Genomic DNA, 25,143 nt, shown 5'->3' with positions numbered 1-25,143 from the left:
TCCCGTCCAAATTTTCAGAAATCTCAAAGATTTGCACCTTTGATTCTGCTAAATCTCAAAGGAGATCGAATATGTCAATTGCTGTTGGAATGATTGAAACAAAAGGCTTCCCGGCTATAGTCGAAGCCGCTGACGCGATGGTGAAAGCTGCGCGCGTCACCCTTGTCGGCTACGAAAAAATCGGCAGCGCCCGCGTGACAGTCATCATCCGGGGCGATGTCTCAGAAGTGCAAGCCTCAGTCGCCGCCGGCGTTGAATCAGTCAAACGGGTAAACGGCGGAGAAGTAGTCTCCACCCACATCATCGCCCGTCCTCACGAAAACCTCGAATACGTTCTGCCAATTCGTTACACCGAAGCCGTAGAACAATTCCGAGGCTACTAAAAATTGCAAGTTTGCCCTCAAGCAAACTGCAACCCCTTCTTATCAAACGTATATTTCTGCAAATCTTAATTTAGGAGTCAAACCAATGGCAATTGCAGTAGGCATGATCGAAACCCTCGGTTTCCCCGCAGTAGTAGAAGCTGCTGACGCGATGGTGAAAGCCGCTCGCGTCACCCTCGTCGGCTATGAAAAAATCGGTAGCGCTCGCGTGACAGTAATTGTCCGGGGTGACGTTTCAGAAGTGCAAGCCTCAGTCGCCGCTGGCGTTGAGTCAGTCAAGCGAGTCAATGGCGGACAAGTTTTGTCTACCCACATCATCGCTCGTCCCCACGAAAACCTAGAATACGTCCTACCCATCCGCTACACCGAAGCTGTAGAACAGTTCCGGGAAAGCGTCAGCGGCATCCGCCCTCTGAACAGACCATAAGAAGGAGCATCTAATGAAGCGTGAAGGATAAAACTTGATTTTAGACTTCAGATTTTAGACTTCAGACTTGAGACTTCAGACTTGAGCTTTCAGACTTAAGATTTCAGGCTTAACACATCAAAACTTCCCAATCCCATCAAATGCAAATTGCCAAAGTTCGCGGCACAGTTGTCAGTAACCAAAAAGAGCCGAGTCTCAGAGGAGCAAAACTGCTGCTGTTGCAGTTTATAGATGAGGAAGGCGCACCCATGCCCGGATATGAGGTGGCAGCAGATAGTGTAGGCGCTGGTTTTGATGAGTGGGTTCTAGTTACTCGCGGCAGTGCCGCCCGTCAAGCAGAAGGGAACGAACATCGTCCGATAGACGCTCTCGTAGTAGGGATTATTGATACTGTCAGTGTAGAAAATCGCCTCATTTACAGTAAAAAGGACGATTCCCGCTAGTTATGCAATTTGTTAACTGTTAACTGTTAACTGTTAACCGTTAACTGTTAACAAAATTTTGTTCAATGTAGGAGAAATGTAATTATGGCAGTCCGCAGCATTGCGGCTCCCCCGACTCCTTGGTCGAAGAACTTAGCCGAGCCAAAAATTCACGATACAGCCTACGTGCATTCTTTTTCCAATATTATTGGAGACGTGCAAGTTGGCTCTAACGTGATGATTGCTCCGGGAACATCTATCCGGGCTGATGAAGGTACTCCTTTCCATATTGGGGACGGAACTAACATTCAAGACGGAGTAGTAATTCACGGTCTAGAGCAAGGCAGAGTAGAAGGGGACGATGGCAAGTCTTATTCGGTTTGGATTGGGAAAAATACTTCTATTACCCACATGGCGTTAATTCACGGCCCGGCTTATGTCGGTGACGATTGCTTTATCGGCTTTCGCTCAACTGTGTTTAATGCCAGGGTGAATAATGGCTGCATTATCATGATGCACGCGCTAATTCAGGATGTGGAAATTCCCGAAGGTAAGTATGTGCCTTCGGGAGCAATCATTACTAACCAGCAACAAGCTGACCGCTTGCCGGATGTCCACGACGCGGATTTGCATTTTGCCCGCCACGTAGTGGGAATTAATGATGCTCTCAGAGCAGGTTATCGCTGCGCTGATAACATCGCGTGCATATCGCCGCTTCGTGACGAACGGAGTAAATCATCATCTAAAAATGGGTCGCCGAAGATGCAAACTAGCTATGCAGGCTCGTCAAGTAGCCAATTGAATCAGCAAACCGTTGAGCAGGTACGCAACCTCTTGGCTCAAGGTTACAACATTGGAACAGAATATGCAGACCAGCGTCGCTTCCGCACCAGTTCTTGGCAAAGCGGGCCTTCTTTACAAGGTAAGCGTGAAGGTGAGGTCTTGGCGACTCTGGAATCTTTGATGAAAGAGCACAAGGGTGAATATGTGCGCTTGATTGGGATTGACCCCAAGGCTAAGCGTCGTGTTTTGGAAGAAATTATCCAACGACCAGGGGAGAATAACTCTAATGGTTCTGCGGCTCCGAAGTCTAATGGGAAAGTTGCTTACGGTAATCACAGTAGTGGTTCTGTGTCAAGTGGCAAGTTGAGTGCAGAAGTTGCCGAACAAGTACGCGGCCTTTTGGCTCAGGGTTACAAAGTTGGTACTGAACACGCCGACCAACGCCGTTTCCGCACCAGTTCTTGGCAAAGCGGAGCGTCAATTCAGGCGACAGGCATAGCCCAAGTAATTGCGGCGATCGAGGCGCTGATGACTCAGTACGCAGGGGAATACGTGCGCTTGATTGGGATTGATCCCAAAGCGAAGCGGCGGGTACTCGAAGAGATTATCCAGCGACCAGATGGCCCTGTTGCTCAAACAGCTAAGGCTAATGGGGCAACAACTTCGGCAGCTTATAGCTCTAAAGCTTATAGCTCTCATTCCAGTAATGGTTCCTTGGCTCAAGGGACGGTGGAGAAGGTACGTAACTTACTGGCACAAGGTTACAAAATTGGTACGGAACACGCCGATCAGCGCCGCTTCCGTACCAGTTCTTGGCATACTTGCGCTCCCATCGAATCTAATCGCGAAGCTGAAGTGCTTGCTGCTCTGGAAGGCTGTATGAACGAACACAAGGGTGAATACGTGCGCTTGATTGGCATTGATACTAAAGCGAAGCGGCGGGTTCTTGAAGAACTCATCCAACGTCCTTAAATATCTGTTGAACCCGCCCCGATCGCAGCGGGCGGGTTTTGTACAGAAGTTATCTGTTGGTTGCAAAAATATCCGCTAAACCCTCCCTTAAAACCGCTCTAGCAGTTTTCAATCGGGTAGGGACTGCTTTTATTAGCAATTAGCCATTAGCAATTAGCAATTAGCAATTACCAATTATGTACGTATCGCCACTGCAACTACTTAGCAACTCTCAGATTTATGTGAGTGGCGATGTAACTGTTGATGAGGGCGCGGCGATCGCGCCTGGTGTCATCCTCAAAGCTGAGCCGGATAGTAAAATAGCGATCGCATCCGGTGCTTGCATCGGTATGGGCACGATCCTCCACGCCCGTGGAGGTACTCTGATCGTAGAAGCTGGCGTTATCCTGGGAACAGGGGTGCTGGTGGTAGGTGCTGGGAAAATTGGCGCTAATGCCTGTATTGGCTCAGGGGTGACAATTTTAAATCCTGCAATTGAGAACTCGCAAATGTTGGCCGCTGGTTCTTTGATCGGAGATAGTAGCCGCCAAGTAACGGCAAGTGTAGAAGCTCCACAGCCTGCTAAGCCGCCTGTGGAAGTCCCCGCGACAGCAGAGGCGAGTTCAGAGCCAGTACCGGAACAAATCGCACAGTCAGTACCGGAGTCAGCCAAAGAAGAGCGATCGCCAGAAGCTGCGCTGTCCATCGGGATTATGCACGGTCAAGCTCACCTAAATAGTCTGATGACGACGCTGTTTCCCCATCGGGCATACTTTAAGAATGAGGAAAACGGTAAGGCTCCCCCTCCTAGTAGCTCCGCATAATTGCGTGCAGATTTCGCTATAATTGGCCCGATCGCGATCGCCAATGCTTTGTGGCAGTAATGAAATTATGAGTATTTCGCCAATCTGTCTTGGGCTCTGTCAAACTAAAACTATAGATAAGTATTTATTTTGAGTAACTATCCTCTAATGGAGGTTTAAGATGGACACCCACACCCCAAGACCAATCGCTTACGAGCGATCGCACCACGAACAAAGCTTTAAGGATATGGCTCTGGGTTTAGTATCAACCCGAAGTTTCCCTGCGATCGTTGGGACTGCTGATATGATGCTGAAGTCAGCGGGGGTGACTTTAGTAGGATATGAAAAAATTGGCAGCGGTTACTGTACGGCGATCGTGCGTGGCAGAATTTCTGATGTCCGTTTAGCCGTAGAGTCCGGCGCTCAAACCGCCGAACAATTTGGGCAATTTGTTTCTAAGTTAGTGATTGCTAGACCTTTACCAAACTTGGAAGAGGTACTTCCAATGGGGGCACGTTTGTCCGAACTTTCCCTTGGCGGTGGTTACTCTCGCTTGAGCAATCAAGCGATTGGTCTGCTAGAAACGCGGGGCTTCCCGGCAATGGTCGGTGCTTGCGATGCTATGCTCAAGTCAGCCGAAGTACACTTAGCCGCCTATGAAAAAATTGGATCGGGTTTGTGTACCGCTATTATCAGAGGTGCAGTAGCAGATGTGGCGATGGCGGTTGAGGCGGGAATGTACGAAGCTGAGCGAATTGGTGAGTTAAATGCAGTGATGGTAATTCCTCGACCTTTAGAAGATTTGGAGCAAACTTTACCTTTAGCAAGTTGTTGGATTGAAAAGCCAAAAACGGTGCTTTTGCCTATATCGGTTAAGGAAAAGGAAACAGAAAAAGAACTGATTCAGCTTCCAGAATTGGAGGTCGTACCAATGTATATTGAAGAACAATACAGGGAATAGGGAATAGTTAATGGTTAATAGTTAATGGTTAATGGTTAGTTGTTAGTTGTCATTGCGAGCAAAGCGAAGCAATCGCAATACTTTGAAACTACTTCGGCGTAACAATTACCAATCACCAATTACCAATTACCAATTAACAATTACCAATTAAAATTTGTACCTTGCCAAGTATTTCTAAGGGAGAAAGCAGATGAATATTAAGCAATTGTACAAGCGTGGTTTAAACAAAGCTAAGAAAGGATACTACGAAGATGCGATCGCAGACTTCAATCAGGTACTTGCAATCAATCCTAGCGATGCCAAAACTTATAATAATCGCGGTCTAGTTTACTATTACCTTAAAGATTACCAGAGAGCAATTACAGATCTTAGCCAAGCACTAGATATTAGCCCTGATTTGTTTGAGGCTTACCTCAACCGAGGAAATGCTTGGCGACATTTAGGAGAAAATCAAAAAGCAATTGAGGATCTTAACCGCGCACTAGAAAGCAATCCTCAAAGCGATGCAATCTATAATAATCGAGGGCTGGTTCTAGCAAATTTAGGAGAATACGAAGCGGCAATTCACGATTACGATCGAGCCATAGCTATTAATCCTAGTAACTATAAAACATATTACAATCGAGGACGGGCTTACTATCTTTTGGGAGATAAGCAGAAAGCAATTGATGATTTTAATCAAACATTACAGCTTAATCCCACTTACATCAAGGGTTATATCAATCGTGGTTTATCCTATCACCACTTAGGAGATAATCTGAAAGCAATTGATGATTATAATGAAGCACTCAAGCTCGATGCAACAAATGTTTATGCGTTCTATAACCGAGGTTGTGTTCGTTATAAATTGCTAGAAATGAAGCTGGCAATTGAAGATTTTGACAAGGCATTACAGCTCGATCCTACTTACGTGAAAGCATATCTCAACAGGGGTTTAGCGCGATACAAGTTGGGAGATGCACCAGGAGCTAATAAGGATTTCTATCACGTAATGTGCATCAATTCTGAAGCTTATTTCTTCTATCAGGCGCAGCGCTGCACTCCTCATGTTAAAGCTTACTCCAAAGAAGCACCGCGCATGGAAGTTAATAATGGTGGGGAATATTTCAATACAACTTTAGGCTCTCTTTGGGACCCAGATGATTTGATCAATAGATCGGAAATTATCTGTGAAGGTGAGTTTCTCAATGATTAGAATTTGGTAATTGGTAATTGGTAATTGGTAATTGGTAATTGGTAGTTGGTAATTGGTGATTGTAAGCAATACCTACCATTGAAAACTTCTATAAACAACTAACATAACAACTAACAACTAACAACTAACCATTAACTATTAACCATTAGCTAAATATCTAAACCCAATATATTTAAGTCAGGAGAATGCTCGACGACAAACTGATAGTATAACTCTTGTTTACCTTGAGGTGGAAGCTCTATTACCCATTCTAACAAACCCATTTCTCCTAGCTGTACCTTTGGATTAGTCAGAGTAAGGCGCACCTTTATTTGCTCGTTGCGACTCACTGGTAGTTGCTCTTTCAGGGTCACACTTGCTGATACTTGTCGTAAATTCGTAATCATCAGCCGATAAGCATAACTCGTGCGTCGCTGATTACCGATTAATTTCTTATCTACTTGTCTTTCAACTAATTCGCGTTCAATCTTTAACCCTTCATCAATACCTAAATTCAGCTTAAATTCTTGGCCAGGGGCAATATTTTCTAACTGGGTTGTACCAACAAAAGTGTTGTCTCGAAAGATATTAGCTTCCCCTGGTAATAATGTAGCACCTGTCAGGGGATTAATAACAACAGCTTGTAAATAGGCGAAACTAACTAATCGAGGAAGAACAATATATTCAGGGCGACTGGGGTAATTTTCATTAAAAATAGTTACTTTTTGGGGATTTCCATCATTAGGAATATTGCTATTTCCTCCTATTTGAAATGTGACTACACCGCCTTCTGTAGAAACTGTGGCTGTCGCCGTTTGAGCAGCTATGGGTGCAGATGCAGGAAATACACTCCCTAGAATTTCTTCGTCTCCCAATACCATATCTGCGGCCCTAAATATTTCTTCGCTGGCTGCGGTTTTTCTCGCAGTTCTTTGTCTCATAAATTCTGGCTTTTCGACTGGTATTGGATGAAATACATCGATATACCAAGGGTCAAGCTTAGGCGGTAAAGTTCCTAATCCTGGTTTAGCTGTAGACAAAGTAAGTACTATATTTGTCCAATCTTCGCCTGTATTCTGATTGACTTCGGCTAAGTAACTAAGATTAATTTGGTTGTCGGTGGTGTTTACGCGCAAGTCATAAAGTGGTGTCCAACTGGCTCGATTTATCATATAAGACACTTCTAACTCAAAATCCCCACTTTCACTTGCTTCTATGGCAACAAAAATGCTGAAACTTTCTTGAGGACGATGATTTTGTATTTGCTGTAATTGTCTGCGGATAGCTTGTAATTGTTTATCTAACTGTTGCTGCTGTTTTTCTAGCTGCGCTATCGCGCCGATATATTTCCGGTAATTTTGTCCTAAGAAATTTAATAATTCTCCAGTTTCATTCAAGCCAACCTGTTGTTTTGCTAGACTACTAGAAAAGAAACCGACTGATTTATCGCTTAATCCTTCAACAAATTTAAGTTGTAATTTTCGCGCTGTTAGTTGATCGGCAATTGTGCGTTTTTGTTCTTCTAACTGCTCGATTCTTTTAGATAATAATCTGTTTTTTTCTTCGACGGGTTCAGTTGTAAAGATTTGTTCTGTGCGAACTCCTAATAAGTTTACTGCTATTGTACCGGCACCAGTTGCTCTTACAGACTCACTTTGAATTGTTCGCGGGAGAGAGGCGATAACTAATTCTTTCTCGTTCCCAGTTAATGTTACTAAACCTCGGCGCGTCACCCGCGCTTGATTTGTGTAGACGGTTACTTCTGAGATTTGGGAGTCTACTATTTTGATCTGTTCTCGATCGGGATTGGGTAATTCTGAATTAGTCATTGCTACTAATACCTTTACGAAATTCTTTGATTGCTTCTAAAGGGGAACTAATTAAAATGCAGCGCAGTAACAAAGATAAATCTAATTATGGGATGAATTCGCTGCTAGATATCGGTTGATAACCATTTCATTGTAATTAAGTTAGGGGTGGAATTCCGGCCTTATCCAAAATTTTGGGAATTAAATCTTCCCGCTTCACGGCCATAACATGAACTCCTTGACAAAGTTGCCGCGCTAATTGAACCTGTTCGGCGGCAATTTTTATCCCTTCTTCTAAAGGTTCTGAAGCATTTGCTAAGCGATCGATTATGTGCTGGGGGATATTAACTCCGGGTACGTATTTATTGATAAATTCGGCATTTTTTGCAGATTTCAGGAGAAATATGCCAGCTAAAATTGGCTTGTTACAACCTGCGGCGATTTGATTCATGAATTTATCTAGAATGTCAAAATCGCTGATTAATTGACTTTGGAAAAATTGAGAGCCGGCTGCTATTTTCTTCTCGAATCTACTTTGCAATCCTGACCAACTAGGGGATTGAGGATCGACGGCTGCACCTACAAATAAATCCGTAATGCCATCAGTTAGAGGTTTATCATTCCAGTCACTACCCCCATTCATTTTTTGAATTAATTGCAACAATCTTACTGCTTCTAAATCGAAGACACTTTTAGCTTTAGGATGGTCGCCTGCCTTGACTGGATCGCCTGTTAATGCTAGGATATTTTTGATGCCTAAAGCGTGAGCGCCCATGAGGTCAGCTTGAATACCAATTTGGTTGCGATCGCGACAAGCTACTTGACAAATTGGCTCTATTTCATGTTGTAATAAAATTACGGAAGCTGCCAAAGGACACATCCGCAATACGGCTCTACTGCCATCGGTAATATTTACTGCATGGACTCTATCTTTGAGAGTTTGAGCCATTTTAATCATGTGGGTGGGATCGCCGCCTTTGGGCGGTGTCACCTCGGCGGTAATGATAAATTCTCCAGGGGTTTTGCAGGCGGTACGAAAACGATTCATTCGATTTGAGATTTGAGATTTTACTTAGTTATTGAGTTTCTAAAACTGGGCGGTTAAAACCGCTTCTACACAAACTAAACCCGCCTACGCGGGTTTTAACAACCTGGTTTTTTTATAGTCCGCGTAGGGGGACTTTGTTTGTGTTCCCGCATTACTTAGCGAATTATATTCGCTGGGCGGTTTTAACTTATTTTACCTATCAATCAGGGAGAGAATAACCAAAGGCTTTTTTAACTTTTGTAAGCGTTTGGTTGGCGATCGCACTAGCTTGTTCCTTCCCCTGACGCAAAACTGATTCCAGATAGCCGCGATCGTCCATTATATCTTTATACTTGTCCTGAATCGGTTTGAGCGCGTTAATTGTCGTTTCTGTCAACAGCGGCTTAAATTCACCCCAACCCATATCTTGACACTCTGCGGCCACTTCTTCCTTAGTTTTCCCAGAGAGTAGCAGATAAAGTGTCAATAAGTTTCTAGCTTCGGGGCGATCGCTACTGTCAAAGGTCAAACCTCGCACCGCGTCAGTTTTGCAGCGCTTAATTTTTTTAGCGATCGCATCTGGGGAATCTAGCAAATTAATCCGACTTTGTTCCGAAGGGTCAGACTTAGACATTTTACGAGTTCCATCAGTCAAACTCATCACTCTGGCCCCTTCCTTGCGAATTAGGGGATCGGGAAGTTTCAACACTGGATTTTCCGGTGTACCAAATTGATGATTTAATCTGACAGCAATATCGCGGGTAAGTTCCAAGTGTTGCTTTTGATCTTCCCCCACTGGCACTTTATCGGCATCATAGAGTAAAATATCCGCCGCCATTAACACGGGGTAATTTAGCAAACCCGCATTTACATTTTCTCCCTGTTTGACAGCTTTTTCCTTAAACTGAATCATATCTTCCAGCCAATTGATCGGCGTGATACAGTTAAGCAACCATGCTAATTCAGCGTGAGCGGGGACGTGAGACTGCACGAAGATGGTAGAATGTTGTAAATCTATGCCGCAAGCTAAGTACAAAGCTGCGATCGCATAAGTGTCTGATGCTAGTATAGCGGGATTATGGGGTGCAGTGATCGCGTGTAAATCCACCACACAGAAGAAATTTTCATACTGACTTTGACCTTCTACCCAGTTACGAATAGCACCGAGATAATTACCAAGGTGGAGATTACCGGTTGGTTGAACTCCAGAGAGGACGCGCAGTTTTTTATCCATGAGTTAGAATTGAACTGAAATCAATTATTTAGTGTGACACGATATTTTAACTATTAATCAAACACTGGCGGCCCAAGTTCAGAAATTGGCAACTCCCAACCAGGAAATAATTCTGGTATCGTCAAAGTATCGCTGCTAGTTAACACTACAGGCTCACCTGTGAGACGATAAATAGTAACTGTTTCTTTGTCAGGGTCAATCAGGATGCCAGTTTGAGATCCGAGTGCTAAAAAAGATTCGATTTTTTCAACAATTGGTTTAATTCTATCAGTTTTAGATTTAATCTCTACCATCAAGTCGGGGACTAGCTGAACAAAACTTCTTTGACTACGTTTGAGCTTTTCGGCCTTGACAAAGGATACATCGGGAGCACGTAAATCGGCATCAGGATTGGGCAGAATAAAACCCGCCGCCGCACCCGTCACGCGCCCCAATTTGTGGGCCATTACCCAAGCGCCTAAAAAAACGATCAGCCGAGAGCCAATTTCGTCGGAAATGTAATCTGAAGGCCCCATAACGCTAATTTTCCCTTCTACAAGTTCTAGTTGGTAGTCCTGATGAGATTCTTGGAGCGTGGTTTGCATCCGCTCTAAGTCTTTAAGTGTTAGAGTCATAATAACTAAGTCGGGGTGGATGGCAGTATAGTTTTTGTAGCTTAACCTGATTCTAATTATGACTTACTCTTCTCAAAATCCCATTCTCGAACTCAAGAAATGCCTGATGCTGGCCCAGGATGTTACGAATCACGTCGAGGCAAATCGAGCGTTTGAGCAATTGTGCAACCTTATAGACGCTGAAAATCCAATGGCGGCGCAACTTTTGGAGATGCTATGGCAAGATACGATCGCGGCAAGGCGATCGGCTGCTTTTTGGCAGCAAATGAGTGATGTTGAGAAAGACATGGCTAATAAAATGATGGACAATATGGCAGAGATGCGGCAGAATTATCTGCGGTTAATGCAGGAAATGTAGGGTGAAAATACGGATTTTGAACGCAGAGACTAGAGATAATTTGCTTGAAATTTGAGAATGATGAACTCAATTTTTAATGACTTGTTGCCTGTATCTGCGTTTAAATCCGTGTTTGTTATTCTTAAATTTGGATCGGGTTTCTGGGCTAAGGTTGCGATCGCGTGAGGGTCTGAGAAACCGGGTTTCTTATCCAAATCTTCGGTAGAATGCCTAAATTATCGCAGAAACCCGGTTTCTTAGAGTCTTACCCAAATCTCGGTGAGGATGCAATAAGTCTCGCAGAAACCGGGTTTCTCTGAGTGCAAAATAACGTATCATAAATTTAGATCCTACTTAGCGTTAATTGATTTTTCATGCTGTTTGAATGGGACGAAGCAAAGAGATCGGAAAATATTGCCAAACATCGGATTGATTTTGCAGATGTTTCTGAGATGTTCGATCGCCCTATGCTAACTGAGATCGATCGGCGTATTGACTATGGGGAGGATCGTTGGATTGGGATCGGGTTTTTGCGAAACGGTGTAGCGGTTGTTGTCTGGACAGAAAGGCAGGATGATATAATTAGGATCATATCAGCACGAAAGGCAAATCGATATGAGCGTCAACGATTCGAGCAATATCTCTCGTACTAATTGGGTGGCGTTAGAGGCGATGACTGATGAGGATATTGATTACTCTGATATTCCACCTTTGACGGATGAATTTTTTGATAGTGCTATGCTAAGAATACCAGCCGCCCAAGCTCGTAATTTGATTCAGTTAGATGCTGAGGTGATAGCATGGTTTCGAGAGCAAAGTGCAGAGTATAAAACTACAATTAATTCGGTGTTGCGGCGTTATATTGAGAGTAGTGATGGAAAACAAGTAGTTTAATATTTTTCTGGTAGATGGTTCGGGGATATAGTTTACCAAAATTCTTCTCCTTCTGGTTTTCCCCAAAAGATTTCTTCCCTGGGTTCTATTTCGCCTGCCAATAATTCATCTAGGGTATATTTGGAAACTTTCTGATTTACAGGCTCTATGACTATTTTTCCATTTTCTATACTATAAATTACTGAATCATCTGCTTTCAGGTTGAAAAATTTTACAATATAGTCCGGTATTGGCAAAGCTAAGGAATTACCCAAGTTGCTGATGTGTATTTTGACTGTCATATATTATTTACCACATAAACAGTTCTTTGTCAACATAAACATATTTCCCCAAAACCGTCAGTGGTATCATCTCCCCTCTCCCAAGTAAATCAATTGAAACCCCATCTCTAATCAATATTTTAAATAATTCCTCGTCATCTTTTATTAAACTAGCATCTAATTCAATAACTTGACCTTCTTCCCCCATTACCTCCAACAAATCAGAAGTAGATACTTGAAATATTTCCTGATTATTACACCGCGAAGTCAAGCAATTGCCGTAACTTCCCGTAGCTTCAATATCAGATATTACCCATTGCTTTAAGAGATAATTTTTGTCTAAATACTCAATGATTTTTGCAACTTTCAATTCCAGTTTTTCTTCTGCTTCCGGGCAAAGAGTCACAGCCCATTTTTGACTGATATTATAGGTAATAGCCGACTTTTCAGATTTCATAGTGCTTCCGGGATTCTACTTCTAGTAGGAGTACCACCAGTGGGATTTGGTATCCACCGATGTTGATGCGGTGGTGGCAGATGATCTGGACGGGGATTGCCATTAGGATAGGTGGGACTGGTAAAATCAATATCTCTTACGGGTTGTCCTGACCGATCGAACTCTCGCGCCTGATAAATCCTCTGATTATAAGTATCCCATCTTAACTGAGAATGAGGGCCTAGAGCATTCGGATCGGGTCTTGATTCTCCAAGTCGTGGCGGTTGCTGGTTTTTCAGCACAAGTCTGCCATCTGCATAGCGTGAGTGAAATGACAATCTAAGTTTATGCTTTTTACTCAATCAACTTAATTATTATCTCACTTTTTACAAGGCAATTAGTAGAGATGCGCGATCGCGTGGAGGTCTGAGAAACCGGGTTTCTTACCCAAATCTTCGGTAGGATGCCTAAATTATCGCAGAAACCCGGTTTCTGGGTTCAGGGAGCGATCGCGTGAGGGACTTAGAAACCGGGTTTCTTATCCAAATCTTCGATAGGATGCCTAAATTATCGCAGAAACCCGGTTTCTGGGCTCAGGCTGAGGCGCGATCGCGTGAGGGTCTGAGAAACCGGGTTTCTTACCCAAATCTTCGATAGGATGCCTAAATTGTCGCAGAAACCCGGTTTCTTAAAGCCTTCTATTCTTCAAAGGTTAAATTCTGGATTAATTTATCGCTTTTTGCATAATCTTCTAAAAAGTAACGATAAGCATCTGCTGAGTGAAATTGCGCTCGCATCCCCTCTATTTTAGGTAAACTTCCCTGGCGCAAATCAATATATTCCTGATAGCTGGAAAACTCCCAATCCTCAGCTTTTTCAACTATCTTAGCAGAGACTGGGTTTAAGTGAATATATCGAGTTAAGTGTAATAAATAGTCTTCTCGATCTACATGAATAGCCTGAAATCGTCCCTGAAATAGTGAACCCACCCTTTGATAGCGTTTATTGATAGCTTTAGTATAAGACAAAGTAAATGACTGCATCAGCTTGGAAAAATCATCATTTTGCAGGTAAACTAATAAATGATAGTGGTTCGGCATCAAACAATAAGCAATAATATCAACGCCATGAGTAATCAGATGATTTCTTAATTGACGTAAAAAATAAATATAGTTTTCTCGCTCAAAAAAGATAAGCTGACAGTTATTACCTCGGTTATAAACATGGTAGTAATTACCCGCTTGGAAGATAATTTGGCGACGTGGCATATCAGAGTGTAGGTGAGGAAGTCAGAAATGTGCGATCGCGTGGGACTTAGAAACCGGGTTTCTTATCCAAATCTTCGTTAGGATGCCAACATTATCGCAGAAACCCGGTTTCTTTGCTCAGGGGGCGATCGCGTGGGACTTAGAAACCGGGTTTCTTACCCAAATCTTCGGTAGGATGCCAACATTATCGCAGAAACCCGGTTTCTGGGTTCAGGGAGCGATCGCGTGGGGGACTTAGAAACCGGGTTTGTTACCCAAATCTTCGGTAGGATGCCTAAATTATCGCAGAAACCCGGTTTCTGGGCTCAGGCTGAGGTGCGATCGGAATACGCTAATATTTCTATATTGCGTACTATTTGGAATACAAATCGCAAACAATATTGGGTTTTTGCGTAGATGAATTACTCGCTCGCTATTGACTATCTCAAGGATTCCGATCCCATTTTGGGACAACTCATTGACCAAGTTGGTGCGTGTCAATTAAATCAGCGCGAGTTGGAGGGAGACTTGTTCTTTTGTCTATCCCAGTCAATTCTGCATCAACAACTTTCTACCAAGGTAGCTAAAGTTATCCACGCTCGATTTCTTCAGCTTTACGCTAACACTCAGTTCCCTCTGGCGCAAGATGTCCTCGATACGCCGGATGAAGTGCTCCGCCAGGTGGGTATTTCGCGCCCCAAAATATCTTATCTCAAAGATTTAGCGCGTCATGCGATCGAGGGATTGCCGACCATTGAGGAGTTGGAAATCATGGATGATGAATCGATTATTAAGAATCTAACGCGAGTGAAAGGTATCGGTCGCTGGAGTGTTCAGATGTTTTTAATTTTCCGTCTTAATCGGTGGGATGTTTTACCTGTGGATGATTTAGGTATACGTTCAGGGATTCGGAAACTCTATGGTCTTGATGCTCTTCCCGATCGCAAGACTACAGAACGTTTAGGGCAAAAGTGGAAGCCTTATTGTAGTATTGCCTCGTGGTACTTGTGGCGCAGTTTGGAGCCTTTACCGTTAGTTTGAGGATTGTTAGAATAAGGGGGAAGATGCGATCGCTCTGTCCATCCTCCACATCTAGAGTGTGCGATCGCTCATACGTTAAGATGTGAGTGAGCAGTAGCCGAAAAAGTTGTTATGAGCCAAGGACAAGCTAAACTATAAGCAATACTGGGGTGAGTGCTTCTTAAGACCAATACCTTCGGCGCTCAGAGAGCCTACTACGAATAGGCAGGGAACTTATTGTTAAGAGGTATGAATGGATTCTATTAGAGTGGAAAGATTACGATGTCTTGGTGATACTGGCCATATTCAGTTAAAGCCTATAACTGTTCTTCTTGGGCAAAATAGTTCAGGCAAGAGTAGTTTTCTGCGTATTCTTCCTCTATTAAAACAAAGCGTAGAATTGAGAACAATTGAACCAATACTTTGGTTTGGCCGCCTAGTTGACTTCGGAAATTTTGATGATGCTCATCAAACTGGAGGAGAAGGCAGCATTGCATTTTCTTTTAACTTCAAGCTCGAATCAAGCAACTATGGTATAAATACAGATTTTGTAGACCTTATTTTTTCTGAAGGAGCAAAAATTTTAAACACTCTTAACATAACCTTAAGTCTTCAGGTATCAAAGTATAAAAATAAAGAAGCTACAAGAACAAGTAAAATATTTTTGCAGATTGAAGATTCAAAAATTGAATTGGAGTTTGGTGAAGATGATTATCTGACAAAATTTTGGGTGAATTCATTTAATGTGTTAAATGTGTTAAATTTGGGCGATAAATATTTTTCCAGTAAATTTAATATTAATTTCCTTTTGCCCACTATTACTGAAAAAGAGCAAAAAAAAGAATATGAGTTTAATAAATCATTCTTATATTCTCAGATCCTTAATACATATGTATTTCGATTGCCCGCTTTATTTAAAGCTTTAACAGACAAAATAGAGGAGACAATTCATCCTAAAACTAAGTTAGAAAATATTATTAAAATGGTACTCTCCTTTGGTCTAGGTAACTCAGAAAATATGCTAAAAGATATTCAACAAAATACTTTTGCTGGCAAATCCTGGAAGAGTAAAACCCAAGAATGGACAATAGAGACAAAAGAGTTTAAAGAGCTAAGAGATATTATTATCGCATTTGCGATATCTTTTATTATTGAAAAATGTGATGAGATACTAGCCAATTTTTCAAAGAATATTAGCTATATTGGACCAGTAAGAGCTACAGCAGTACGTTATTACCGATATCAAGGTTTAGCTGTTGATGAGGTGGATTCCCAAGGTAATAATCTTGCAATGTTTTTGCGGAATCTAAATCAGTCACAAATGCAAAGCTTTTCGGCTTGGACTTTAGATAACTTTGGATTTAATCCATCAATTAAATCGAGCATTGATCATATTTCACTAACAATATGTTCTAAGGATTCGGATAAAGACCTAAATATTGCTGATACTGGGTTCGGTTTTTCTCAAATTCTTCCTGTTATTACTCAATTATGGTTACTAAGTTCATCTAATAGAGGAAACCGAGGAACAATAACATACGCTATTGAGCAACCTGAGTTACATCTTCATCCCCGTCTGCAAGGGACTTTAACAGATGCACTGGTTAAGTCAATCACAGCAGCTAAGGATAACGATATTGATCTACGTTTAATGATTGAAACCCATAGTGAAGTGTTGGTAAATCGCTTAGGGCAATTAATTGCTGAAGGCAAAATTTCTCCTGATGAAATTAACATTGTTTTGTTTGAGCCATCTGATAAACTGGGAGAAGTAACCATAAGAAATGTCCAATTCGATTCAGATGGGTATCTTTTAAACTGGCCACTAGGTTTTTTTGAAATGGAACTTGTATAAATGCTAATTTTTATTCATAACTCTGTAGTAGATAATGGAGATGAAAATACTTGGGATGATGACACTGTTTTGGCTTTAGAAAATCTTGCGACTGCTCGTCGAGAAGGTAAGCATTCAGTAACGGCTAAGAGAGAAACTTTAGAAAAGATTGTTCAATGCTCTCGTTTATCTGAAATTACAAGGAAGACTTACAAAAAGTTATATGGCCCAGCCACACAATATTTATCCTATCTTTCTGTGGTAACGAAATATATTGAAATTGTCAACCGTTGTTATTGTTATGAACCAAAAGTGTTTAAGGATGCAGGTAAGCAAATTATTAAAGTTCCTCCAAGTTTTTTTAATGATTCATATTCATTACAGGAAACTATACTCCTGTGTGAAAATAGTGCTGATGCTTTTTTATACGAAAGTATAGGAAAAGTTTATCTTAAATGGAATCAACTTAAGGTACCAATAGCATACGAACCTAGAGGAGGTGGTGGTAATACAATTGCTAATGAGTATATTAATATTCAACAAGGAAAAAAACGTTTTTGCCTTTGTATTGTAGATAGTGACAAAATTGCTCCTTATGAAAACTTTGGCTCCACAGCATCTCGCATCCAAGATCAGAGCGATTCAACTTGTCTATACACGCGAATTCTTGTTCTTGATTGCCGTGAAATTGAAAACTTAATACCTCCCTCAATTTTATCTAACCTGTGTTCCGGAAATCAGGAGAGACATAAAGAAACATATCGAGACAGACTTGAAGCATTAAAAGTTTTTGAAAGTATTAGTGGTAGTGCAGTTGAGGCTAAGTATTTTTTAGATATAAAGAAAGGAACATGGATGAAGGAAATTATTAATGCAAAACATCCTAAATCCAAAGAATTTTGGCAGGTGCAAATTTCTCTAATTCCTAACATATCAAGTCGTATAGATGATTGGTGTCTGGTTAACTGGAAATGCAGTAATAGTGGAGAATGTAAATGTAAAATATCACTTGGCTTTGGAGAAAATACGCTCAGCCATACCCTTAAATATCTTCAACAAAAAACTCCTAATGAAATTGAGAAAATAGTTGAGAAATCTAAGCATCCTCATTGGGAAAATATTGGAGAGGTTGTTATGAATTGGTGCATTGCTGACAGTCCTATTCGTACTTTATAATTAATGGGCTATTACCTTTTTATTTATAGATGGTAGAACACATTTGCTCTGCTACTTCAACCTAATAATGAACGAACAGAGCGCTTGATTCCGTAGATGGATTTTAACTGTCAGAAACACCAGCGCTCGCCTACCTTTTTGAATATACAAGGAGCAGGTTCACAAATATCTATAATCAAACACTCCTAGATATTGTAAACCCGCCCCCACTCCTAACAATGGTTAATCAACCAAACTGGATATAACCAAAATCAAGAGGCCCAAAGAATCACACCCACTTCATAAGGACTACTGAGATAATCATGCTTAGGCAAAACCCGCATCGATAAACCCTGTAACCCACTGGAAGTATAAGTAATATCAGCCAAATAAAGCGTCGAATTGCGATCGTCTTCTCCCACATACTCCATCACCACCGGCATCCCTCCGATAATTTGCCCATTAGTATCTAGAGCACCTTGATAGAGTTCGACTTGCACATCCGCAGGAGTCAACCCAGCCAAATTAATTCGAGCTTTCACAGTGATCGACTGATTCACCTTAACTTCGACATCTTCAGAGACATCAACTGCCTCAATTTTGATGTCATACCACTTCTCAAGTAACTGTTTCTTCCACTCAGCTAACTCCTTAGCAGGAGCATAACCTTCCGAGCTCATTCCGTAGAAGCGATCGCTAGCCGGAAAATAGGCCCGCTGAGCGTAATCTTGTACCATCCGGGCAGTATTAAATACAGGACAATTCAAGCGAATTGCATCCTTCATTTTCGCCACCCAACCGCGAGGAATCCCATCACGATCGCGGTCATAAAATAGCGGTACAACTTCCTTCTCCATCAAGTCATATAAAGCATTCGCCTCAACCTCATCTTGATACTCAGTATCCTCATAAAACTCCCCATGACCGATCGCCCAACCAGTGCGAACATAATCCGCTTCATCCCACCAGCCATCTAAGATACTTAAATTCGGCAAACCATTCATCGAAGCCTTCATCCCCGAAGTACCAGAAGCTTCACGGGGACGACGCGGCGTATTCAGCCAGACATCGCAACCCGCCACCATAAACCGAGAAACATTAATGTCGTAATTCGGGAGAAATACGATCGAATCGCGCACATCTTGCTCGCGGATGAAGTGAACAATATCGCGGATCAATTCCTTACCCGGAATATCCATCGGGTGAGCCTTACCAGCGATTACAAATTGCACCCGTTGGCCCTTTTCCCGCATAATTCGCTTAATGCGATCGACATCCCGCAGGAACAAAGTAGCGCGTTTATAAGTAGCAAAACGACGAGCAAAACCAATTGTTAAAACACTAGGATCGAGAGCTTCTTGGGCCAGATTGAGTTCCTTTTGGGAAGAACCGCGATCGCGCAAACTCTTCACCAACAACTCCCGCGCAAACACCACCAACTCCAGACGACAGCGTTCGTGATTGCGCCACAACTCCTCATCAGGAATCGCAGACAAACGATCCCACAAGCGATCGTCTTTGTGACTCATCTCCCAATTGGGGCCGAGATAGCGATCGTACAACTCCTGAGTAGGCTTAGCCACACAACTACGGGCGTGTACCCCATTCGTAATCGACGTAATCGGCACTTCGTCCACAGGCAATCCCGGCCATAAATCCTGAAACATCGGGCGCGAAACCTTACCATGCAAAGCCGCCACACCATTGACAAAACTGGACATTTTAATTGCCAGAATTGCCATATTCAAAGGCGCGACCAAATCACCAGTATTTTCCCGGCCCAAAGCCATAAATTCATCAGGAGATAAACCAAAAATCTCAGCATAATCGCCGACATAGTGCATCACCATCTCTGGATCGAACAAATCAAAACCAGCAGGGACAGGCGTATGAGTTGTAAATACGCTACTAGAAACAACAACCTGTTCCGCAGCCTCAAAACTCAAGTGTTCTTCCTGCATCAAAACGCGGATGCGTTCCAGAGTCATAAACGCTGCGTGACCTTCATTCATGTGGTATGTCGTCACTTTCAGCCCCAAAGCCTTGAGCATTTTCACACCACCGATACCCAGCATAATTTCCTGGTGCATCCGCAGATCCTTATCCCCACCGTAAAGTTGATCGGTGATATCTTGGTCGTAGCGGTTGTTGGGTTCAATATTCGTATCTAGCAAGTACAAAGGTATAACACCCACTTGCACCCGCCAAATCCGGGCGTACACTTGGCGGCCGGGATAGTCTACTGCAATTCGCAACTCCGAGCCATCGGGATTGCGCTCCAAGTGCAGGGGCATATTATAGAAATCATTGATCGGGTAGCGCTCTTGCTGCCAACCATCAGCGTTAAGGTACTGGGAAAAATAACCTTCCTGGTACAGCAAACCCACCCCTACAAGCGGCAAACCTAAATCGCTAGCAGATTTGAGGTGATCGCCAGCCAGCACCCCTAAACCGCCAGAATAAATGGGCAGAGCTTTGACTAAGCCAAATTCCATCGAAAAGTAAGCGTAGCATTCCTGCTGCTTCGTACTGCGCTGTTTGCGATACCAATCTCGGTTTTTGAGGTAATCGTCTAATTGCAAGGCTGCACGGTTCATTTGAGCCAGGAAGCCTCGATCTTCTGATACTTCCTGGAGTCGCTGCTGAGAAATGGTTCCTAGCATCAATACCGGGTTTTGGTTGCTAGAGTCCCACAAGTCGCGATCGAGCCTGCGGAATAAGTCTTTAGTCTCTACATTCCAATCCCAGTGCAAGTTGTAGGCAAGCTTGCGTAGAGGTTCTAGACTTGAGGGTAAGGAAGGAGAAACGTTAAATGTGCGAATTGGCTGCATGGACAAGACCTCTAACTTCAGATACGCTTATCTTCTGCTGTGTTTAGCCTTAAGTCGGTTGTTCTTAACACTGTTTTGAGATATCTATTGAATTTGGGACTGGGAACTGGGGACTGAGGACTGGGGAGAAGGGGAGAATTGCCAGTTAACAGTTAACAGTTAACAGTTAACAGTCAACAGTTAACAATTTAAAATTGGTTGTCCCGTTCCTAAAAGTTATGAGCCAGACGATCGCAGAACTTGAAGCCGAAATCGCCGCCTTGCAAGCGGAATGCCTTTCCCTGGAAGGGGAACTCGACGAAATTCGCCAACAGCGCTCTTCATTCCGAGTCGCTGTTGCCTTCCCTAAAAATAACTCACCAGAAGCTCTTGCCCAATTTCACAAGCATAATGCTACGGCTGCGGCTAATTGGGTGCAACAACTTAAGGAGATTGACAAAAGTATCCAAGCTCTAGAAATTCAACTTAAGCACAAAGAAACTTTACTAGCACACAAGCAGGCTGAGTTGAATCGGTTACGCTCTCAGCAGGAATGGCTGGAACTTGAGCGACAGGTGCAAGCGGGAGGAAAGCTTTTGCAATCTCAAGCTCAAAAAATTAATCAGCTAGCAGCACAGCTAGAGGTGGAAATTCAGTCTTTTAAGGCAATTTACCAGGAGGTAAATCCGAGTTATTGCCAGTGGTTACAAAAACCTGTAACTATTGTTGAGTTTTCGGCAACGACAATTCCTCACGTTTTCTTTCAAGGCAATAAGTTTGAGCTGGGGAATAAGGAAATTGACTGGAATCAGGAATTGGAAATTGAAAATGGGGAGTTTCGATCTTAGTTTGGAATTTTGAGTTTTGAGTTTTCAATGAAGAATTTAATTTGGGTGGCGATATTGATTCTGGTTGCTGTTGGGGTAGCTGGTTGGGGTTCTCACTCTTGGTATCCCTCATTCGTACCAGAGGTGAAAGTCGATCGCACTGTGAATATTTCCCCAAATTCGACACCGCCAGATTTGTCTTACCCACAGGAGCTAGAATTGCCACAGGTTGATTCTGAACGACTGTGGCGCTACCTTGAAGCTTTGGCGGGTGAACGCTATGGGGATGGCGATCGCGATCGCACTCGCAATTACTTATCTCAACAATTGCGAGAGATGGGATTTTCACCAGTATTGCAGCCCTTTAATGGCGGTGTCAATGTCTTTGCGGAACGCAAAGGTACTGACCCTTCAGCGGGTGCTATTCTAGTTGGTGCCCATTACGACACTGTACCGCGATCGCCTGGAGTTGATGACAATGCTACTGGGGTGGCCGTAGTTCTAGAAGTGGCACGACTTTTAAGCTCAAAATCAACACCTCGGACGCTACAAGTGGTATTATTCGATCGCGAAGAATTGGGACTTTTAGGCAGTTTGGCTTTCACTGGTAACAAGTCGCAGTTAAAGGATTTACAAGGGGTGATAGTTCTGGATATGGTGGGTTATGCTTGCCAAATTTCAGGATGTCAGAGCTATCCAGAAGGGCTAGCTTCTAATCAATTTTTGCAGGCCGCAGGAGTGAAATCTCCAGACAAGGGAGAATTTATCGCTGTGGTGGGAGATGCCGAACATTTGCCATTACTGAGCACTTTCACTGAGTCTGGGAAAGCGGATTTACCAACAGTTGTAACGCTTCCAGTTCCTCTCAAAGGCGTGCTGACACCGGATGTTTTACGGAGCGATCACGCGCCTTTTTGGTATCAGGGAGTGGGTGCGGTGTTGGTGACGGATACTGCAAATTTGCGATCGCCTCACTATCACCAACCTACGGATACTCTAGCAACAATCGATCGCCCTTTCTTTACGGGTGCTGCTCAAATTGTTGTCAATGCTACTGCTAAATTATTAGTTAGTGGTTAAGGTGTGGTGCATTTAAAACGCGATCCACTATTACCCTTGCTTTGATTTTTCCTACCCATTTAATTATTAACTCTGCTTCATTTCTGTACTCCCAAGAGTTTATTAAAGCCAGATTTGAGCCGATCCCCCGCGCGACGAGTCAACCCGCAACTACGAACTTAGCAAGTTTTGAAACATTGTCTTAGCTGTTGAGCGAGGACTTGAACGTGGGGTTCTCTGAGCATAGTTAAATGATTTCCAGGTAATCTAATAACTTCTACTTTTTCGTTTGTAAGTTCGCTCCAGCCGAGGGTAAAATCCCGATCGCTCTTGCTTGTTTGTGCAGTCGATCGCAGGAGAGTAATCTTATGCTCGTAAGTTGGCGGCACGTAAGCCAGAGTTGCCTTGCTGTTAGCTTGAAACACAGCCAATATGGGTTTAATAGCTTTATTTAGTTTAGCAATTCTAACTGCTAAACTTTCACCCAAAAAGTTATCCGTAGCAGCCAGCAGGCGAAAATAATCTAATACAAAAGGCCAAACCGATCGCAACGCTGTTGTCAGCAGAAACTTACAGCCGTCCCAAAAGGAAATTTGATTGGGGGGAATTGGTGCTAAAGTGTCGAGTATCGCCAGCAAAGCCACGCGATCGCCCGATTGTTGCAACTGTTGAGCCATCTCAAAAGCAACTAAACCCCCAAATGACCAACCTCCTAAAAAATACGGCCCTTGCGGCTGCACTTCACGCACTGCGGCGATATAAAAAGCCGCCATATCTTCAATGCTAGTTAAGGGAGAAGATTCGCCTTCAATCCCTTGCGGTTGCAGCGCGTAAAACGGTCGATCTTTTCCTAAATGTGCTGCTAGTTTATAATAAGGGAAAACTACGCCGAAGATGGGATGGACGCAAAAGAAAGGCGGATTTGAACCTTGAGAATTAATGGCAACTAAAGGCGAATTTGGCAAAGAATTTTTACCTACATTTAGGCGATTTGCTAAATTTTCGACTGTGGGATTTAAGAACAGGGTAGAGAGCGGTAAATCTTGCTGAAATTGCTTGTTAATTCGATCGATCAGGCGAACAGCCAGCAGCGAATCTCCTCCTAAATCGAAGAAGTTATCAACAATGCTAATGCGATCGAGATTGAGAATTGAAGCCCAGATTTGGGCAAGAGTTGATTCAGTTTGGTTGCGAGGATCTGCGAAAGCGCGAGCCCCCGATGCGGCTGTTAGGTTTTCGGGTGAAGATAGGCGGCGGCGGTCGATTTTACCGTTGGGGGTTAGCGGCAAATAATCAATAATTTCAAAAGCATTCGGCATCATGTATGGTGGCAGCTTTGATTTTAAGAAATTCCGCAGTTCGAGAGCATTTAGTGTCGGATTGTTGGGGACAATATAAGCAATTAGGCGCTGATTTCCCGATGAGTCATTGCAGGCGATCGCGGCGGTTTCTTGCACTCCCGGATGCTGTCTCAATACCGCTTCAATTTCGCCCAATTCAATGCGGAAACCCCGCACTTTCACCTGTTCGTCAATGCGGCCTAAAAATTCGATATTGCCGTCAGGAAGGTAGCGGGCTAAATCACCAGTTTTATAAGTTCGTTCTCCTTCTTTATCGCTAAAAGGATTAGGAATAAAGCGCTGTCGTGTTAAGTGCGATCGGTTGAGATATCCTCTAGCCACTCCCAAACCGCTGACGTGGAGTTCGCCGGGAATGCCGATGGGTACTGGCTGCAAATTTTGGTCTAAAATATAGATTTGAGTATGAAGAATTGGGCGACCAATCGACACTTTTTGATGTTCGTTAAGTTCGGAAATACTTGACCAGACAGTAGCTTCGGTAGGGCCGTAAGCGTTAAAAAATTGGCGGTTTTTAGCCCAGAGTTTAACAATATCCTGCGAACAAGATTCGCCTGCAACGATCAGAGTTTGAAGTGCGGGAAGTTCGGCTTTTGGCAATAGTTTTAAAACAGCGGGTGGAAGGGTGACGTGGCTAATAGCATTGTCACGCAAAAATTGGATTAAAGGCTTTCCGGGCAATAGAGTTTCTTTGGTTGCTAAGTAAAGCCTTGCTCCCGATCGCAGTGCCATGACTATTTCAAAAATAGAGGCATCAAAACTGAGAGATGCGAATTGCAAAACGCGGTGATTTGGCTGCAATTTAAAAGCTTGTATTTGAGCGGCGGCTAAATTTGACAGTCCTTTGTGTTCGATTAAAACGCCTTTTGGTTTGCCTGTTGAACCTGAAGTATAGATGACGTAAGCGAGGTTTTCAAGGGTTACTTGGCTGTTAGGATTTTGTTGGCTTTCGCGCGCGATCGCATCCCCATCTCGATCGAGGCAAACTACAGTCAGATTGGGGACTTGGCAATCTGGTTGCGCTGTGGCGGTAAAGCGGGTTAAGTGCTGCTGAGTCGTTAGCAAGATGGATATGCCAGCATCTTCTAACATGAAGTTAAGGCGCTCTTGGGGATAACTTGGATCTAAAGGTAGATATGCTCCGCCTGCTTTGAGAATGCCTAACAATCCTGCGATCGCATCTAAAGAGCGATCGATACAAATGCCTACTAAAACTTCCGGCTTAACTCCCCTTTGCTGCAAGTAATGGGCGATTTTGTTGGCTTTGCTGTTGAGTTCGCGGTAGGTTAAATATTGATTTTCAAAGACTGTCGCGATCG

The 25,143-nt window shown here is 43.1% G+C and carries 27 protein-coding genes; 17 read left to right on the top strand and 10 right to left on the bottom strand.

The features are described from left to right. The first annotated feature begins 71 nt into the window (after positions 1–71). The 7 genes from PN499_RS25295 to PN499_RS25265 all read left to right on the top strand — a co-directional run bounded on the left by PN499_RS25295 (position 72) and on the right by PN499_RS25265 (position 5,925). Positions 72–383, top strand: coding sequence for a carbon dioxide-concentrating mechanism protein CcmK (locus PN499_RS25295; protein ID WP_007357821.1), 312 nt, complete (start codon positions 72–74; stop codon positions 381–383). A gap of 85 nt (positions 384–468) precedes the next feature. Then, positions 469–810, top strand: coding sequence for a carbon dioxide-concentrating mechanism protein CcmK (locus PN499_RS25290; protein WP_007357820.1), 342 nt, complete (start codon positions 469–471; stop codon positions 808–810). A 140-nt stretch (positions 811–950) separates the two neighbouring features. Beyond that, positions 951–1,253, top strand: a complete 303-nt coding sequence (locus PN499_RS25285) for a EutN/CcmL family microcompartment protein (RefSeq protein WP_272035739.1) — start codon at positions 951–953, stop codon at positions 1,251–1,253. 84 nt (positions 1,254–1,337) lie between these two features. After that, positions 1,338–2,987: a ribulose bisphosphate carboxylase small subunit gene (locus tag PN499_RS25280; protein WP_272035737.1), complete on the top strand. Its 1,650-nt coding sequence runs from the start codon at positions 1,338–1,340 to the stop codon at positions 2,985–2,987. Between the two features lie 176 nt (positions 2,988–3,163). Then, the gene (locus PN499_RS25275) at positions 3,164–3,790 is read left to right on the top strand and encodes an LbetaH domain-containing protein (RefSeq protein ID WP_272035735.1); all 627 of its coding nucleotides are present in this window, start codon (positions 3,164–3,166) and stop codon (positions 3,788–3,790) included. Positions 3,791–3,950: 160 nt separating this feature from the next. Next, positions 3,951–4,730, top strand: coding sequence for a carbon dioxide-concentrating mechanism protein (locus tag PN499_RS25270; RefSeq protein ID WP_272035733.1), 780 nt, complete (start codon positions 3,951–3,953; stop codon positions 4,728–4,730). A 190-nt stretch (positions 4,731–4,920) separates the two neighbouring features. Beyond that, positions 4,921–5,925, top strand: a complete 1,005-nt coding sequence (locus tag PN499_RS25265; protein ID WP_272035731.1) for a tetratricopeptide repeat protein — start codon at positions 4,921–4,923, stop codon at positions 5,923–5,925. Positions 5,926–6,074: 149 nt separating this feature from the next. On the opposite strand, the gene PN499_RS25260 is transcribed toward PN499_RS25265, so the two are convergent. The 4 genes from PN499_RS25260 to PN499_RS25245 form a co-directional block, all read right to left on the bottom strand. Next, positions 6,075–7,733, bottom strand: a complete 1,659-nt coding sequence (locus PN499_RS25260) for a mucoidy inhibitor MuiA family protein (protein ID WP_272035729.1) — start codon at positions 7,731–7,733, stop codon at positions 6,075–6,077. Positions 7,734–7,869: 136 nt separating this feature from the next. After that, positions 7,870–8,760 (bottom strand): methylenetetrahydrofolate reductase, encoded by an 891-nt coding sequence (locus PN499_RS25255; protein ID WP_272035727.1) that lies wholly within the window; start codon positions 8,758–8,760, stop codon positions 7,870–7,872. A gap of 199 nt (positions 8,761–8,959) precedes the next feature. Next, entirely contained in the window at positions 8,960–9,973 is a 1,014-nt protein-coding gene (gene trpS, locus PN499_RS25250) for a tryptophan--tRNA ligase (protein ID WP_272035725.1), read from the bottom strand. A gap of 53 nt (positions 9,974–10,026) precedes the next feature. Further along, the gene (locus tag PN499_RS25245) at positions 10,027–10,587 is read right to left on the bottom strand and encodes a Uma2 family endonuclease (RefSeq protein ID WP_272035723.1); all 561 of its coding nucleotides are present in this window, start codon (positions 10,585–10,587) and stop codon (positions 10,027–10,029) included. 58 nt (positions 10,588–10,645) lie between these two features. Here PN499_RS25245 and PN499_RS25240 point away from each other — a divergent pair, with 58 nt between their 5' ends. The 3 genes from PN499_RS25240 (at position 10,646) to PN499_RS25230 (ending at position 11,818) form a co-directional block, all read left to right on the top strand. Then, complete coding sequence (locus PN499_RS25240) at positions 10,646–10,945, top strand: hypothetical protein (RefSeq protein ID WP_007357810.1); 300 nt, start codon at positions 10,646–10,648, stop codon at positions 10,943–10,945. Between the two features lie 353 nt (positions 10,946–11,298). Continuing rightward, positions 11,299–11,577, top strand: a complete 279-nt coding sequence (locus PN499_RS25235) for a BrnT family toxin (protein ID WP_272035720.1) — start codon at positions 11,299–11,301, stop codon at positions 11,575–11,577. After that, the gene (locus tag PN499_RS25230; RefSeq protein WP_272035718.1) at positions 11,540–11,818 is read left to right on the top strand and encodes a BrnA antitoxin family protein; all 279 of its coding nucleotides are present in this window, start codon (positions 11,540–11,542) and stop codon (positions 11,816–11,818) included. The genes PN499_RS25235 and PN499_RS25230 overlap by 38 nt, the downstream gene beginning before the upstream one ends. Positions 11,819–11,850: 32 nt before the next feature. Here the strand turns inward: PN499_RS25230 and PN499_RS25225 are convergent, their stop codons facing one another. The 4 genes from PN499_RS25225 to PN499_RS25210 form a co-directional block, all read right to left on the bottom strand. Continuing rightward, entirely contained in the window at positions 11,851–12,099 is a 249-nt protein-coding gene (locus PN499_RS25225; RefSeq protein WP_272035716.1) for an AbrB/MazE/SpoVT family DNA-binding domain-containing protein, read from the bottom strand. 7 nt (positions 12,100–12,106) lie between these two features. Continuing rightward, a complete protein-coding gene (locus tag PN499_RS25220) occupies positions 12,107–12,535 on the bottom strand; it encodes a hypothetical protein (RefSeq protein ID WP_272035714.1) in 429 nt (142 codons plus the stop codon). Further along, positions 12,532–12,852, bottom strand: coding sequence for a hypothetical protein (locus tag PN499_RS25215; protein WP_272035712.1), 321 nt, complete (start codon positions 12,850–12,852; stop codon positions 12,532–12,534). Before PN499_RS25215 ends, PN499_RS25220 begins: the two co-directional genes overlap by 4 nt. Positions 12,853–13,212: 360 nt before the next feature. Beyond that, complete coding sequence (locus PN499_RS25210) at positions 13,213–13,782, bottom strand: transposase (protein ID WP_272035710.1); 570 nt, start codon at positions 13,780–13,782, stop codon at positions 13,213–13,215. An 82-nt stretch (positions 13,783–13,864) separates the two neighbouring features. On the opposite strand from PN499_RS25210, the gene PN499_RS25205 reads away from it, so the two are divergent. From PN499_RS25205 to PN499_RS25185, 5 genes are all read left to right on the top strand, one after another. After that, positions 13,865–14,020 carry a hypothetical protein gene (locus tag PN499_RS25205; protein WP_272035709.1) on the top strand — a complete coding sequence of 52 codons (156 nt, stop codon included), beginning with the start codon at positions 13,865–13,867 and terminating at the stop codon, positions 14,018–14,020. Between the two features lie 32 nt (positions 14,021–14,052). Continuing rightward, a complete protein-coding gene (locus PN499_RS25200) occupies positions 14,053–14,178 on the top strand; it encodes a hypothetical protein (RefSeq protein ID WP_272035707.1) in 126 nt (41 codons plus the stop codon). Further along, entirely contained in the window at positions 14,179–14,802 is a 624-nt protein-coding gene (locus PN499_RS25195; protein WP_272035705.1) for a DNA-3-methyladenine glycosylase family protein, read from the top strand. A 232-nt stretch (positions 14,803–15,034) separates the two neighbouring features. Further along, complete coding sequence (locus PN499_RS25190) at positions 15,035–16,636, top strand: AAA family ATPase (RefSeq protein WP_272035703.1); 1,602 nt, start codon at positions 15,035–15,037, stop codon at positions 16,634–16,636. Continuing rightward, a complete protein-coding gene (locus tag PN499_RS25185) occupies positions 16,637–17,791 on the top strand; it encodes a hypothetical protein (protein WP_272035701.1) in 1,155 nt (384 codons plus the stop codon). Between the two features lie 251 nt (positions 17,792–18,042). Here PN499_RS25185 and glgP read toward each other — a convergent pair whose 3' ends face one another. Next, entirely contained in the window at positions 18,043–20,601 is a 2,559-nt protein-coding gene (gene glgP, locus PN499_RS25180; protein WP_272035699.1) for an alpha-glucan family phosphorylase, read from the bottom strand. Between the two features lie 218 nt (positions 20,602–20,819). Here glgP and PN499_RS25175 point away from each other — a divergent pair, with 218 nt between their 5' ends. After that, positions 20,820–21,428 carry a hypothetical protein gene (locus PN499_RS25175; RefSeq protein ID WP_272035697.1) on the top strand — a complete coding sequence of 203 codons (609 nt, stop codon included), beginning with the start codon at positions 20,820–20,822 and terminating at the stop codon, positions 21,426–21,428. A gap of 27 nt (positions 21,429–21,455) precedes the next feature. Further along, positions 21,456–22,487, top strand: coding sequence for a M28 family peptidase (locus tag PN499_RS25170; protein ID WP_272035695.1), 1,032 nt, complete (start codon positions 21,456–21,458; stop codon positions 22,485–22,487). A gap of 158 nt (positions 22,488–22,645) precedes the next feature. On the opposite strand, the gene PN499_RS25165 is transcribed toward PN499_RS25170, so the two are convergent. After that, the coding region (locus tag PN499_RS25165; RefSeq protein ID WP_272035693.1) for a non-ribosomal peptide synthetase at positions 22,646–25,143 on the bottom strand (2,498 nt) is incomplete at its 5' end.

Origin of the sequence: Kamptonema animale CS-326, assembly GCF_028330895.1 — a bacterium.
In the GTDB taxonomy this organism is placed as follows: domain Bacteria; phylum Cyanobacteriota; class Cyanobacteriia; order Cyanobacteriales; family Microcoleaceae; genus Kamptonema; species Kamptonema formosum.
This window is presented reverse-complemented; position numbering and strand designations above follow the sequence as displayed.

Bases quoted from the DNA above. Each gene is read 5' to 3' on its own strand.
- PN499_RS25295 (WP_007357821.1), top strand. From the start codon at position 72: ATGTCAATTGCTGTTGGAATGATTGAAACAAAAGGCTTCCCGGCTATA.
- PN499_RS25290 (WP_007357820.1), top strand. From the start codon at position 469: ATGGCAATTGCAGTAGGCATGATCGAAACCCTCGGTTTCCCCGCAGTA.
- PN499_RS25285 (WP_272035739.1), top strand. From the start codon at position 951: ATGCAAATTGCCAAAGTTCGCGGCACAGTTGTCAGTAACCAAAAAGAG.
- PN499_RS25280 (WP_272035737.1), top strand. From the start codon at position 1,338: ATGGCAGTCCGCAGCATTGCGGCTCCCCCGACTCCTTGGTCGAAGAAC.
- PN499_RS25275 (WP_272035735.1), top strand. From the start codon at position 3,164: ATGTACGTATCGCCACTGCAACTACTTAGCAACTCTCAGATTTATGTG.
- PN499_RS25270 (WP_272035733.1), top strand. From the start codon at position 3,951: ATGGACACCCACACCCCAAGACCAATCGCTTACGAGCGATCGCACCAC.
- PN499_RS25265 (WP_272035731.1), top strand. From the start codon at position 4,921: ATGAATATTAAGCAATTGTACAAGCGTGGTTTAAACAAAGCTAAGAAA.
- PN499_RS25260 (WP_272035729.1), bottom strand. From the start codon at position 7,733: ATGACTAATTCAGAATTACCCAATCCCGATCGAGAACAGATCAAAATA.
- PN499_RS25255 (WP_272035727.1), bottom strand. From the start codon at position 8,760: ATGAATCGTTTTCGTACCGCCTGCAAAACCCCTGGAGAATTTATCATT.
- trpS (WP_272035725.1), bottom strand. From the start codon at position 9,973: ATGGATAAAAAACTGCGCGTCCTCTCTGGAGTTCAACCAACCGGTAAT.
- PN499_RS25245 (WP_272035723.1), bottom strand. From the start codon at position 10,587: ATGACTCTAACACTTAAAGACTTAGAGCGGATGCAAACCACGCTCCAA.
- PN499_RS25240 (WP_007357810.1), top strand. From the start codon at position 10,646: ATGACTTACTCTTCTCAAAATCCCATTCTCGAACTCAAGAAATGCCTG.
- PN499_RS25235 (WP_272035720.1), top strand. From the start codon at position 11,299: ATGCTGTTTGAATGGGACGAAGCAAAGAGATCGGAAAATATTGCCAAA.
- PN499_RS25230 (WP_272035718.1), top strand. From the start codon at position 11,540: ATGAGCGTCAACGATTCGAGCAATATCTCTCGTACTAATTGGGTGGCG.
- PN499_RS25225 (WP_272035716.1), bottom strand. From the start codon at position 12,099: ATGACAGTCAAAATACACATCAGCAACTTGGGTAATTCCTTAGCTTTG.
- PN499_RS25220 (WP_272035714.1), bottom strand. From the start codon at position 12,535: ATGAAATCTGAAAAGTCGGCTATTACCTATAATATCAGTCAAAAATGG.
- PN499_RS25210 (WP_272035710.1), bottom strand. From the start codon at position 13,782: ATGCCACGTCGCCAAATTATCTTCCAAGCGGGTAATTACTACCATGTT.
- PN499_RS25205 (WP_272035709.1), top strand. From the start codon at position 13,865: ATGCCAACATTATCGCAGAAACCCGGTTTCTTTGCTCAGGGGGCGATC.
- PN499_RS25200 (WP_272035707.1), top strand. From the start codon at position 14,053: ATGCCTAAATTATCGCAGAAACCCGGTTTCTGGGCTCAGGCTGAGGTG.
- PN499_RS25195 (WP_272035705.1), top strand. From the start codon at position 14,179: ATGAATTACTCGCTCGCTATTGACTATCTCAAGGATTCCGATCCCATT.
- PN499_RS25190 (WP_272035703.1), top strand. From the start codon at position 15,035: ATGGATTCTATTAGAGTGGAAAGATTACGATGTCTTGGTGATACTGGC.
- PN499_RS25185 (WP_272035701.1), top strand. From the start codon at position 16,637: ATGCTAATTTTTATTCATAACTCTGTAGTAGATAATGGAGATGAAAAT.
- glgP (WP_272035699.1), bottom strand. From the start codon at position 20,601: ATGCAGCCAATTCGCACATTTAACGTTTCTCCTTCCTTACCCTCAAGT.
- PN499_RS25175 (WP_272035697.1), top strand. From the start codon at position 20,820: ATGAGCCAGACGATCGCAGAACTTGAAGCCGAAATCGCCGCCTTGCAA.
- PN499_RS25170 (WP_272035695.1), top strand. From the start codon at position 21,456: ATGAAGAATTTAATTTGGGTGGCGATATTGATTCTGGTTGCTGTTGGG.